Below are 12119 nucleotides of genomic sequence, written 5' to 3'. Positions count from 1 at the left end.
CGCGACACAAAGGAGTGCGCGGTGACGCCAGAACTGACGAAGCACGAGAAGCGACCGGACGAACGGTACGGAGAGCGGACCCGCAGGCCCGAAGCGCTCCGGAACATCGAGGTCTGGGCCAGGTCCGCGCCGATCCGGCTGGCCGGCTACGAGGACGACCTCGCGGAGCCGCACATTCTCCCCGGCATCGACTGACCCCTCGCACCGGTCCTCCGTGTACTGAGCCCCGCCCTTCCGCATCAGCGGGACGGCGGGGCTCAGTGCTGGGCGCCCTTCGTGCCGGCGAGCGAGACGGGCCGCATGAACTCGCGCACATGGTCGCGGTGCCACCAGCTCCCGGTCTCCCGCAGTTCGCGCCAGGTGGTGAACCGGTAGCGGTACACACGGGCCCGTACGTGTACGGGCGGGGTGTCCGGGAACGGGTTGTGCCGCAGCAGCCGCAGGGTGTCGCGGTCGTTCTCCAGGAGCCTCTCGACGAAGGGTCCGAACCAGGACCGGGCGTACGCCGGGGAGAGCGCGGCGAACCACATCATCCAGTCGAGCCGCAGGTGGTACGGGGCGAACTGGCGCGGCAGCCGTCTGGGATCGCCGGGCTTGCCGCGGAAGCCGTACTCCTGCCAGCGCGTGCCCTCGTGGATCACCGGTTCGGCGGTGCCCTCGACGACGACTTCCAGGCGCACCCGGCTGATGCTCCCGAACGCCCCGTAGGTGTTCACGAGGTGGAGCGGGTCGAAGGACCGGTTCATCACCTGGCGGCGGGAGACCAGATTGCGGGCCGGTCGGTAGCTGAGGGCCAGGATCAGGACCGTGACGGCGATGACCACCACCTCGTACCAGAGGGGCGGAGCGGACTGTGCGGGCGGCTCCCCGGCGATGAAGGACCAGTCGACGGCCGCCAGGGCGAGCGTGATGGTGAGCCAGTTCAGCCATGCGAAGTTCCCCGACAGCACCAGCCACAGCTGGGTGACGATCATCAGCCCCGCGGCCGTGCCCGCCACCGGCTGCGGGGTGAAGAGCAGGAACGGCACCAGCAACTGGGTGACGTGGTTCGCGGCCACCTCCACGCGGTGCACGGGCTTCGGCAGCCGGTGGAAGAACCAGCTCAGCGGGCCCGGCATCGGCTGGGTCTCGTGGTGGAAGTCCAGGCAGGTCAGCCGCCGCCAGCAGGAGTCCCCGCGCATCTTGATGAGCCCGGCGCCGAACTCCACGCGGAACAGGAGCCAGCGCAGCAGCCACAGCACGAGCACCGGCGGCGCCGTGTCACCGCTGCCGAGGAAGACGGCCAGGAAGCCCGTCTCCAGCAGCAGCGACTCCCAGCCGAATCCGTACCAGACCTGACCTACCTGGACGATCGACAGATACATCACCCAGGGCAGCGCCCACAGGAGCATCGCCGCCCAGAGGGGTACGTGCGCGTCGACGCCCGCGATCAGGGCGAGGGCGAGGGCGCAGCCGGTCCAGGCCACGACGGCGAAGGAGCGGTCCGAGTAGTGGAGCCGGAAGAGGCCCGGGGCGGCGCGCCAGTGGGTGTGACGCAGGAGGGCGGGAACGGGCAGCATCCCGCGCTCGCCGATCAGCGCCCGGAACTGGAGCGCCGCAGCGAGGAACGCGATCAGGTACAGGACGGCGAGAGCCCGCTGGAAGATCAGCCGGCTCAGCCAGTAGCCATCCGCTGTGAACCACTCCATCGCTTCCAGTATCGGCCCCGGCCGTGGTCAGCGGGTGGCGACGATCCGGCGCAGGGTGCGTCCGAGGCGGCGGGCGTACCAGTGCTGGACGGGCGGGACGAGCGGTCCCGCGAGGCGGGCGTACCAGCAGGCGGGCCGGGAGAAGGCCATGACCGTGAACCACACCGTTCCGTCGTCGGCGAGGTCCACCACGAAGCACTCCTCGCCGCGCTCCGGGTGCCGCTGCCGGGTGCCGTAGGCGAAGCCGGTGCGCCGGCTCTCGTACGCCGTCCAGACCACCTCGCAGGGGGCGGTGACCCGGAGCCTGCCGATGCCCAGGGAGACGGCGACCCGGGTTCCGGTCTCGGCCCGCGCGGTCGTCGCGTGCACTCCCGCTCCCGAGGCACGGTGCATGCGCCAGCCGGTGACGGCGGCCCCCGCCGCCTCGAAGTCCTCGCGTCCCCTGCCGACCGGGGTCCGGTGATGGAGGTGGTGGTAGCCGTCGGGGAGCGGGCCCAGGAGGGTGGCGCCGACCTCGGGATACGTGAGCGTGTTCATGCGGTCCTGCCTTCCGGAGGGGTGCGGTCCTGGAGCCGGCGCCAGGCGAGTACCGAGCAGAGCGCGAAGCCCAGCGCGTTGCCGAGGCCGTGTGTGGCGGCCATCCAGGTCAGAGTGGGGTGGGCGATTCCGGTGGCCTCGCCGAGCGCCCAGCTCAGCGCGAGCACCATCGAGGCGACGAGGACCGCGGCCGAGGTGAGCAGCAGTACCCGGGTGGTGCGGTCCGGGCCGCCGGTGCGGACCGTGCGCAGGGTGAGCAGCGCGACCGCCCACATCCCGGCCGTCAGGACCACTGCCCCGGCCAGCTCGGCCCAGTCCCCGATGAAGTAGCCGATGAGGACGAGCAGGGTGCCGAGCGGCACGCTCAGTGCGGCGAAGCGGCCGGCGGGTGTGTCTGTGGCCCGGCAGAGGAGTCCGGCGACCAGTGCGGCGGCGAATCCGGCGAAGTGGAAGTGCGGCACGGTCAGCGCGAGGATTCCGAGGTCGAAGCCGAAGAGTTCGTGTCCCGAACGCTCGGCGACCAGGGCGAGCGCGGCGACGGAGGGGGCCGCCAGCGCCGTGTGGAGGGCGATCTCCGTGGGGTGCGCGCTGCGGGTACGGGCCGCGCGGAGCGGTGCGTGCAGCGCGAGGGCCACGGCGCCCAGGGCGTAGACCGCGGCGAGCGCGGTGGCGGGAAGGCCGCGCGGCAGCCAGAGCGCGACGGCGCCCGGAGCGGCGAAGAGCGGCCACAGCCGCCGTATGCGGTCGAGCTCCGGGGCGTCCATCAGCCGCAGCCCGGCGGGCACGACGGCGAGCATGCCCAGCATGACGATCAGGTTCACGAGCACGGACATGACCTGCCCCACCAATTCTTGAACGCGTTCAACCGATGTGGGTGAGACTAGAGCCTTTCTTGAACGCGTTCAAGTCTGCCCCGGTGTCTGGGGCCGAGTGATCGTTCCGCTTGCGAAGGGGCGCGCTGTGCGGCAGAGATGAGGGGACTCAATCGCTTCGAGGTGAACAGGCAGGAGAGCTCAGTGCGCTCACCCCAACGTCCGCGGTGTACCGCGTTCGCCGCGCTGTCCGTCGGTGTTCTCTTCGTCTCGGGCTGCGCCCAGGCGTCAGGAGGCGGCGAGAAAGGCACCCCCGGCACGGCGGTGGTCAAGGAACTCTTCCTCCAGTCGGCTGCCGCACCCGGTCCCGGCCCGTTCACCGGGTCGACCGCCGGGTCCCCGCCCCCCGCTGCCACCGCGTCGCCCGCCGCCGTCGCGAGGATGACGACGCGCACCATCTCCGGGGCCACCCCCGGGCTCTACGGCGGCACCCGGTCCGTGGCGAGCTGTGACGTCGAGGAGCAGGCGCGTCTCCTGGCCGGGGACCGGGCCAAGGCCCGCGCCTTCGCCCAGGGCGCGGGGATCAGGGAGATGGAGATTCCGGCATTCCTGCGTGGACTCACCCCCGTACTCCTGCGGACCGACATCCGCGTCACCGGTCACGGATACGCCGAGGGGGTGCCCACGGCCTTCCAGTCCGTGCTCCAGGCGGGCACCGCCGTGCTGGCCGACACCCAAGGGGCGCCCCGCGTCCGCTGCGCCTGCGGCAACCCGCTCGGCGCACCGGTCGTCATGAAGGGTTCCCTGGTGTACCGCGGCAAGGAGTGGGCGGGCTACGACCCCAACCGCGTCCTGGTCATCGAGCCCAGCACCCACGCGATCACGAACTACGTCCTCGTCGACGTCGCCGACAACACCTGGATCGAGCGGCCGGCCGGCGACGACGGGGCGCAGGACGGGAACCCCGACGATCCGCCCCCCTTCGAACCGGAGGAGGGCATCGTGCCCTCGCCCGCCCCCTCCGCGGCCACGTCGGAGCCTTCGGCGCCCACGCCTTCCGTGGAGACCGGCAGCAGCCCACGCCCTTCCGTGCCGCGGAGCGAGCCGACGGCGGAGGACGTGGAAGCGCCCGTGGACGCGCCGCGGGAGGAAGCCGTGGACGCGCCTGCCGTCGAGCCGCAGGACACCCCGTCCGACCTGCCCGACCTGACCGGTGAAGCGGGCGGCGAACTCTCCGACAGCGGCCAGTACCCGGACGGCGCCGCGCCGCCGATGTCCGACGTGCCCGACGCCGCCGAGTCCCTCGCGGGATGACGGCGGCCGGTCGGGTGAGGAGGGGCGATGGGGCGCCGTCGGCCGAATCGCTCGAAGAATCGGACAATTGATGGCAGAGTGACCCGTATGGATGATCGGGTAGCGGGTGCCCTGTCACTCCCGGAAGACTGGCCCGCCCACCCGGACCTCAGCCTCGCCCTGAACCGAATGGGCAGCTTCGACTGGGATCTGGACAGCGGACTCATGCACATGGACGAGCCCGCCCTCGAGGTGTTCGACCTGCGGGCCGAGGAGTACGACAACCGGCCGGTCAGCCTGTCCGCCCGGGTGCCGACGGACGAAGCCGTCCGGCTCGACGGGATGGTCTCGCAGGCACTCAAGGGCGGGCTGACCAACTACGGCGCGTACTTCCGCATCCTGCGGCGCGACGGCACGCTCCGCTGGACCCACACCCAGGGCTTCATCCGCCGGGACGCCACCGGCCGGCCCCGCCGCATCATCGGGATCGTCCGCGATGCCACCCAGGAGCTCTCCGACTCCACCGCCCGCAGGGAGCTGGACGACGAGCGGCGGAAGCGGACCAGCGTGGTGGAGGGCACCACGGCCGCCCTCGCCCATGCCCGGACGGTCAAGGACGTCACCGACGTACTGAAGAACTCGCACGGCGGCCTGGCCAACCTCGGCGCTGCCAGCCTCGTCATGGGACTGCTGGAGTCCGGGCGCATCCATCTCGTGGCCGACGGACCCGAGGGCGCCTATGTGCCGGGCACCCGGTACACCCGTACGGACGAGCCGTACCCGATGAGTGAGGTCGTGCGCACCCTCGCACCCCGATTCATCGAGTCGGCCGACGACTTCGCCGACTCGTACCCCATCCTGTGGCCGCACATCAGCCACCTCGGCATCACCGCGGCGGCCTATCTGCCCCTGATCGCGCAGGCCCGTCCCATCGGGGCGCTCGGGCTCCTCTACCGCGACAAGGCGGGGTTCACCGCCGACGAGCGGAACCTGCTGGTGGCCCTGGGCAGCTCGATCGCCCAGAGCCTGCAGCGCGCCATGCTGTACGAGCAGGAGCACGACCTCGCCGAAGGTCTCCAGCAGGCGATGCTGCCCCGCAGAATCCCCGAGGTGCCGGGGGCCCAGGTCGCCGTCCGCTACCGTTCCGCACGGCTCGGCCGGGACATCGGTGGCGACTGGTACGACATCATCCCGCTGCCGGGCGGCCGGGTCGGCGCCGTCATCGGGGACGTACAGGGCCACGACACGCACGCCGCGGCGGTCATGGGGCAGCTCCGGATCGTGCTGCGCGCCTACGCCGCCGAAGGGCACAGTCCCGCCACGGTGATGGCGCGAGCCTCCGTCTTCCTCCACGAACTCGACACCGACCGCTTCGCGACGTGCAGCTACGCCGAGGTCGACCTGCGGACCGGCGTGGTGCAGCTGGTCCGCGCGGGGCACGTCGACCCGCTCGTGCGGGACGTCGACGGAAGCTGCCGCCGGCTGCCGGTCGAGGGCGGGCTGCCGCTGGGACTCTCCGCCGAATTCGGACGGCTCGAGTATCCGGTAAGCACGGTCGAGCTGGACCCGGGGCAGACGATGGTGCTGTACACGGACGGCCTGGTGGAGCTGCCGGGCTCCGATCTCGACGAGGGCATGCAACTGCTGGTCGACCTGGTCACCAATGGCCCCAGGGAACTCGAAAAGCTGGCAGACCGCCTCTGCGAGGCCGTCGACGAGCGGGGCGGCGAGGACGACGTGGCGATGCTCCTGCTCCGCCGCAAGGCGGCACACGCGCCGCAGCCCGGCGGCCGGCTCCAGCAGCATGTCGCGCAGAACGATCCGGAGGCGCTGAGCTCCGCCCGGCACATGATCAGGGCCGCCGTGCGGGCATGGGGAGCGGCGGAGCGGGCCGACGAGATCGAACTCGCCGCCGACGAGCTGATCACCAACGCGCTCATGCACACGGACGGCGGGGCCATCGTGACGATCCGCGTCCTCTCGGGCCCCGAGCGGCGGCTGCGGGTCGACGTCGAGGACCGCTCCAGCGCGCTGCCGCGGCGCAGGGACGCGGGGGAGTCCGGGGTCTCCGGGCGCGGGCTGATGCTGGTCGACCGGCTGGGCGACGTCTGGGGTGTGGAATCGCGGGGGACCGGCAAGTGCGTGTGGTGCGAGTTCCTCGTCCCCGAGCGCGGCTAGGCTCTCACCTACCTGAAAGTAACGTTACGTAACACGTCTGTCCTTGACCGTAATCGGTCGTCAGGGATTGACTGCGGGGACCCGGTGGGAGAGCGCGGGCTGCGAGCCCGGCTCTCCGTTCCGCGTCCCGGTCCTGCCGTTCTGCCTTCCATGACATGAGGACCCCTTGGGTACCGAGCTCCTGGCACCGCTTGATCTGGCCTTCTGGCACCTCGAATCCGACGCGCACCCGATGCACCTCGGCGCACTGGCCGTGTTCTCCCCGGCGCCCGGCGTCGGCCCCGCCGGCATCCTGGACCTCCTCGGCACACGGGCCGCCGCGATTCCCCGGCTGCGGATGCGCGTACGGGACGTCCTGCTGCCCGTCGGCGGCTCGGCCTGGTCGGTGCACAAGGAGTTCGACGTGCACCGCCATGTCGTACGCGTGGTCCTGGAGGAGGGCGACTTCATGGCGGAAGCGACCAGGCTCGCCGGGGAGCTGATGGAGCAGCCGCTCGAACGCGGGCTGCCGCCCTGGCAGATGTATCTGCTGAGCGGCGCCGACGACGGCCCGTTCGCCGTGCTCGTGAAGCTGCACCACGCCCTCGCCGACGGGATGCGCGCCGTCGCCATCGGTGCCGGGATCTTCGACCAGATCGCCGCTGTGACTGCCGCTTCCGGAGCCGGGCGCGGTGCGGTACGCCGCCGCGTTCCCGTGCCGCCGCGGTCCTGGATGCCCGGTCCGCGCCAGGTGGCGGGCATGGCCCTGGACCGGATCGGTGAGGTCGGACGGGCGTTGGGGGTGGGCGCCTCCGTCGTCCGGGCCAGCCGTCTCGACCTGCACGTCTCGACCGCGCTCACCGCGGGCTCCAGTGGCACCCGCCGGCTCGCCACGGCGGAACTGGACGCCGACGTGGTGCAGGGCATCCGCCGGGCGGAGGGCGGCACGGCCAACGACGTGGTGCTGGCCGTCGTCGCCGGGGGCCTGCGACGGTGGATGCTCGGACGCGAGGAGGAACTGCCGGGTGCGGACCCTCGCGCCCTGGTTCCCGTCTCCCGGCGCAGGCCGCGCGCCACGACGGGTACCGGGAACAGGCTCTCCGCCTACCTCCTCGGCCTCCCGGTCCGCGAGCCCGATGCCCGGGCACGCCTGCGCGCGGTACGGACCGCCATGGACCGCAACAAGGCGGCGGGGCCGCTGCGGGGAGCGGGCGCCGTCGCCGTGGTCGCCGATCAGCTGCCGCCGCTGGTGCACCGGCTCGGTGCGCCGCTGGCGGGGAGCGCGGCGCGGATCCTCTTCGACGTCCTGGTCACCAGCGTGCCCCTGCCCCGCTCGGCGCTCTCGCTCGGCGGCTGCCCGCTGAGTGCCGTCTACCCGATGGCGCCCCTGGCCCGTGGGCAGGCGCTGGCGGTGGCCCTGTCCACGTACGGAGGGCGGGTCCAGGTCGGCCTGGTCGCCGACGGCAAGGCGCTGCCGGACCTCGACAGGCTGGCGACCGCGATCGAGGAGGAGCTCGCGGAACTCCGGTCACTGATCGTTCCACCGGCCGCGGCTCCGTCCCCGGCTCCGGTTCCGGAGGAGTGCCTCGACCGGCGGACGGTCACCACCGCCCCGACCGTCTGATAGATCGGACTGATTCCCGGGAAAGCGGCGTAATTGGCCCGTTCCTCTTGTGTTCAAGGTGTTGACGCGCCCCAGTGATCCGATGAATATTCGCTGTGAATGCCCAGCGATCACCGGCAGGGACGGCAGAGACATGCACGGCAGAGACATCCAAAGGAACAGGCTCGGGCGCAGTGCGGTCGAGATCACCCGGCTCTCCTTCGGGGCAGCGGCCATCGGCAACCTCTTCACCGCCGTCGACCCCGCACAGGCCGCGGCCGCCGTGGACGCGGCCTGGGACGAGGGCATCCGCTACTTCGACACCGCACCGCACTACGGACTCGGCCTCTCCGAGCGGCGGCTCGGCGAGGCGCTGCGATCCAGGCCCCGCGACGCCTACGCCGTGTCCACCAAGGTCGGCCGGGTGCTCGACCCGCTCCCCGCCGGCGAGGCCCCGGCCGCCGCCGGCGGGCTCTCCGAAGGGTTCGCGGTTGCCGCCACGCACCGGCGCCGCTGGGACTTCAGCGCCGACGGCGTACGGCGCTCCATCGAGGACAGCCTCGAACGGCTGGGCCTCGACCGCATCGACATCGCCTACCTCCACGACCCCGACGACCACGGGGAAGCCGCCTTCCGCGAGGCGTACCCGGCGCTGGAGAGGCTCCGGGCCGAAGGTGTCGTCGGAGCCATCGGCGCGGGCATGAACCAGACGGCGATGCTGACCCGTTTCCTGCGCGACACCGACGTCGACGCCGTGCTCTGCGCGGGCCGCTACACCCTCCTCGACCACAGCGCCCTGACCACGCTCCTGCCGGAGGCCGCCGCCCGCGGCCGGAGCGTCGTCGTCGGTGGCGTGTTCAACTCGGGCCTCCTCGCCGCACCGCGCCCCGGTGCGACGTACGACTACAAGGCAGCGCCGCTCTCCCTCCTCGACCGGGCCCTGCGCATGAAGGCCGTCGTCGAGGGGTACGGCCTCCCGCTGCGCGCCGCCGCCCTGCACTACCCGCTCACCCACCCGGCCGTCGCCGGAGTGCTGGTCGGCACCCGCTCCCCGGACGAGGTACGGGACGCGGCCGCACTGCTCCGTGCCGAGATCCCGGACGCCCTCTGGGACGAACTGCGCGCCGAAGGACTCCTGACCGGTGAACCGGGCGGCGACGGCCACCGGGAAGGGAACTGACATGAGGATCGCCCTGCACACCAAGGTCCGCGCCGACCGCATAGAGGAGTACGAGGCGGCGCACCGCGAAGTGCCCGGGGAACTCACCACCGCGATCCGGGCGGCGGGCGCCACCTCGTGGACGATCTGGCGCAGCGGCACCGACCTCTTCCACCTCATCGACTGCGAGGACTACGCCCGCCTCCTCGCCGAGCTGGAGAAGCTGCCCGTCAACGTGGCCTGGCAGGCCCGGATGGACCAGCTCCTCGACGTCGCTCACGACTACACGTCCGGCGGAGCCGAAGCGGGTCTGCCGATCGCCTGGGAGCTGTGACGTGACAGCCTCCCCACCGGCGGCCGTGGTCGACGCCCACCACCACGTGTGGGACCTCTCCGTGCGGGACCAGGACTGGATCACCGGCGAGGAACTGGCCCCGCTGCGGCGTACCTTCACCCTCGCCGACCTGGAACCCGAGGCCCGGGCCGCCGGGGTGACCGCCACCGTCCTCGTCCAGACGGTCACCGTCGCCGACGAGACCCCCGAATTCCTCGCGCTCGCCCGTGACAGCGGCCTGGTCGCCGGTGTCGTCGGCTGGACCGACCTCACCGCACCCGGCATCACCGACACGCTCGCCGCTCTCCGCGCGCTTCCCGGAGGCGACCGGCTCGTCGGCATCCGGCACCAGGTGCAGGGGGAGCAAGACCCCGAGTGGCTGCTGCGCCCCGACGTCCGGCGCGGTCTGACCGCCGTCGCCGACGCCGGACTGGCCTACGACCTGATCGTCCGGCCCCACCAGCTGCCCGCCGCGGCGAAGGCGGCCGCGCTGCTCCCCGGCCTCACCTTCGTACTCGATCACGCGGGCAAACCACCCGTCGCGGAACGGCGCACACACCCCTGGGCGGACGAACTGCGGACGCTGGCGGCCCGCCCCAACACCGTCTGCAAGCTCTCCGGTCTGGTCACCGAGGCCGACCCGCACGCCTGGACCGTCGAGGACCTGCGGCCGTACACGGAGACGGTCATCGACGCCTTCGGCCCCGACCGCCTGATGTTCGGCTCGGACTGGCCGGTGTGCCGGCTCGCGGCGAGTTACGCCGAGGTCGTCGACGCCGCCCGCACACTGACCGCCGCGCTCTCCGGCCCGGAACAGCGGGCCGTCTTCGCGGAGACCGCCACCCGCGTGTACGGCCTGGGCTGAGCGGCCGACGGCGCGCGGGGAGGCATCCGCCGCGGTGCTGCGGCAGGCTGGAAGCATGCCCGAACTGCCGGAGGTGCAAGCACTGCGGCTCTTCCTCGACGACCACCTGGTCGGCAAGGAGTTCGCCCGTGTCCTGCCGCTCGCGATCAGTGTCCTCAAGACGTACGACCCGCCGGTCTCCGCCCTCGAAGGCGCGACGGTCACCGCCGTGGCACGGCACGGGAAATTCCTGGACATCACCGCCGGGGACCTGCATCTGGTCACGCACCTCGCGCGGGCCGGCTGGCTCCAGTGGAAGGACGGCTTCCCCGCCACACCGCCACGGCCCGGCAAGGGCCCGCTCGCGCTGCGCGTGGTCCTCGCCGGGGGCGACGGCTTCGACCTCACCGAAATGGGCACGACGAAACGCCTCTCCGTCCACCTGGTGCACGATCCGGCACAGGTGCCCGGCGTCGCGCGCCTGGGGCCCGACCCGCTCGACGACTCCTTCGACCGCGAGGCGTTCGCCGCCCTGCTCGCCGGGGAACGCCGCCGGATCAAGGGAGCCCTGCGGGACCAGTCCCTCGTGGCGGGCATCGGAAACGCGTACAGCGACGAGATCCTGCACGTCGCGAGGATGTCCCCGTTCAAACTCACCACAAGCCTGAGCGAGGACGACATCACCGAGCTGTACACCGCGCTGCGCACCACCCTCACCGACGCCGTCGAGCGCTCCAGCGGCCTCGAAGCGGGCAAGCTCAAGGCCGAGAAGAAGAGCGGCATGAGAGTGCACGGGCGCACCGGCCTGCCGTGCCCCGTCTGTGGTGACACCATCCTGGAGGTCTCCTTCAGCGACTCCTCGCTCCAGTACTGCCCCACCTGCCAGACGGGCGGCAAACCGCTCGCCGACCGTCGCCTCTCCCGACTGCTGAAGTAACCGCCGTGCGCCGGCACGGAGTCAGCGGGTGAGCGTGACGAGGCGCTGCCCCCGCACCGTCCGCACCTCGAACCGGTCGATGGCGCCGGGGCGCAGTGCGGCGCCCCCGCTCACCCGTACCGGCTCCCCGCCGGGGCGACCGGCCGACCAGGTGGTCACCGTCTGCTCGCTGCCGTCCCGGCCCACCGCGACCAGCGCGCACACCCCCGTCACCGGAAGCCGCGCCACCTGCAGGTCCACGTCCGTCCCCCACTCCCGCGCCCCGGTCGTCACCGCCGCCACCACCCCTGACACCGCGTCCCGCCCGCCCCACCGCTCGGCCCGCGCCGGCCCCGGCGTGTCCGGGGAGCCGGACATCGCCAGGGGACCGCCCACCGCGAGCACGGCGGCGGCCGCCACCAGCGCCGCCCGCCGCCACCGGGATCTCCGCCGCAGGGCCGCCACCGCGGCGACCGTCCGGTGCAGGAGCCCGGGGCCGGGCTCCTGCACCGGCTCCACCTCCGCGGCCGTCGGGCGGCCGTGCTCCGCCAGCAGCGCCGTCACCGCGCCGAACTCACGCACCTGGCACCGGCACGCGGGGCACTCCGAGAGATGCTCCTCGAAGCGGAAGGCACCGGCGGCACCGAGCACACCGAGCGCGTAGGCGCCCGAGGCGCGGCGGTGTTCCGGGGGGTGCATGTGCTCAGGTACGCGGGCCGCGTGAAAAACACTCACCCGTGCCCGCCCCGGCGTGCTCGCGGGGCCCTAAACTCCGG

At 72.4% G+C, this 12119-nt stretch carries 12 protein-coding genes; 8 read left to right on the top strand and 4 right to left on the bottom strand.

Annotated elements, in window-relative coordinates; genetic code table 11:
* The first annotated feature begins 21 nt into the window (after positions 1 to 21).
* Positions 22 to 195, top strand: coding sequence for a hypothetical protein (locus ACFWSK_RS05300; protein ID WP_383782193.1), 174 nt, complete (start codon positions 22 to 24; stop codon positions 193 to 195).
* 62 nt (positions 196 to 257) lie between these two features.
* On the opposite strand, the gene ACFWSK_RS05295 is transcribed toward ACFWSK_RS05300, so the two are convergent.
* The 3 genes from ACFWSK_RS05295 to ACFWSK_RS05285 are packed head-to-tail and all read right to left on the bottom strand — an operon-like array spanning position 258 to position 3058.
* Positions 258 to 1688: a lipase maturation factor family protein gene (locus ACFWSK_RS05295; RefSeq protein WP_383782191.1), complete on the bottom strand. Its 1431-nt coding sequence runs from the start codon at positions 1686 to 1688 to the stop codon at positions 258 to 260.
* 27 nt (positions 1689 to 1715) lie between these two features.
* Positions 1716 to 2225 carry a DUF1990 family protein gene (locus ACFWSK_RS05290; protein ID WP_383782189.1) on the bottom strand — a complete coding sequence of 170 codons (510 nt, stop codon included), beginning with the start codon at positions 2223 to 2225 and terminating at the stop codon, positions 1716 to 1718.
* The gene (locus tag ACFWSK_RS05285; protein ID WP_383782187.1) at positions 2222 to 3058 is read right to left on the bottom strand and encodes a YndJ family protein; all 837 of its coding nucleotides are present in this window, start codon (positions 3056 to 3058) and stop codon (positions 2222 to 2224) included. Before ACFWSK_RS05285 ends, ACFWSK_RS05290 begins: the two co-directional genes overlap by 4 nt.
* A gap of 183 nt (positions 3059 to 3241) precedes the next feature.
* Between ACFWSK_RS05285 and ACFWSK_RS05280 the strand changes: the two genes are divergently transcribed.
* The 7 genes from ACFWSK_RS05280 to ACFWSK_RS05250 all read left to right on the top strand — a co-directional run bounded on the left by ACFWSK_RS05280 (position 3242) and on the right by ACFWSK_RS05250 (position 11364).
* Positions 3242 to 4351, top strand: coding sequence for a DUF6777 domain-containing protein (locus tag ACFWSK_RS05280; protein ID WP_383782185.1), 1110 nt, complete (start codon positions 3242 to 3244; stop codon positions 4349 to 4351).
* Between the two features lie 87 nt (positions 4352 to 4438).
* Entirely contained in the window at positions 4439 to 6508 is a 2070-nt protein-coding gene (locus ACFWSK_RS05275; protein WP_383782183.1) for a SpoIIE family protein phosphatase, read from the top strand.
* A 166-nt stretch (positions 6509 to 6674) separates the two neighbouring features.
* The gene (locus ACFWSK_RS05270; protein WP_383782181.1) at positions 6675 to 8111 is read left to right on the top strand and encodes a wax ester/triacylglycerol synthase family O-acyltransferase; all 1437 of its coding nucleotides are present in this window, start codon (positions 6675 to 6677) and stop codon (positions 8109 to 8111) included.
* A 133-nt stretch (positions 8112 to 8244) separates the two neighbouring features.
* Positions 8245 to 9270 (top strand): aldo/keto reductase, encoded by a 1026-nt coding sequence (locus tag ACFWSK_RS05265; RefSeq protein WP_383782179.1) that lies wholly within the window; start codon positions 8245 to 8247, stop codon positions 9268 to 9270.
* Position 9271: 1 nt separating this feature from the next.
* Complete coding sequence (locus ACFWSK_RS05260) at positions 9272 to 9583, top strand: L-rhamnose mutarotase (RefSeq protein WP_383782177.1); 312 nt, start codon at positions 9272 to 9274, stop codon at positions 9581 to 9583.
* A 1-nt stretch (position 9584) separates the two neighbouring features.
* Positions 9585 to 10448, top strand: a complete 864-nt coding sequence (locus tag ACFWSK_RS05255; RefSeq protein WP_383782175.1) for an amidohydrolase family protein — start codon at positions 9585 to 9587, stop codon at positions 10446 to 10448.
* Positions 10449 to 10503: 55 nt separating this feature from the next.
* Positions 10504 to 11364, top strand: a complete 861-nt coding sequence (locus ACFWSK_RS05250; protein WP_383782173.1) for an Fpg/Nei family DNA glycosylase — start codon at positions 10504 to 10506, stop codon at positions 11362 to 11364.
* Between the two features lie 21 nt (positions 11365 to 11385).
* Here ACFWSK_RS05250 and ACFWSK_RS05245 read toward each other — a convergent pair whose 3' ends face one another.
* Positions 11386 to 12042, bottom strand: coding sequence for a zf-HC2 domain-containing protein (locus ACFWSK_RS05245; RefSeq protein WP_383782171.1), 657 nt, complete (start codon positions 12040 to 12042; stop codon positions 11386 to 11388).
* Positions 12043 to 12119 lie beyond the last annotated feature (77 nt).

This window comes from Streptomyces sp. NPDC058620, assembly GCF_042717135.1.
Classification (GTDB): domain Bacteria; phylum Actinomycetota; class Actinomycetes; order Streptomycetales; family Streptomycetaceae; genus Streptomyces.
The sequence above is the reverse complement of the archived record's forward strand: the minus strand, read 5'-3'. Positions and strand labels throughout refer to the sequence as shown.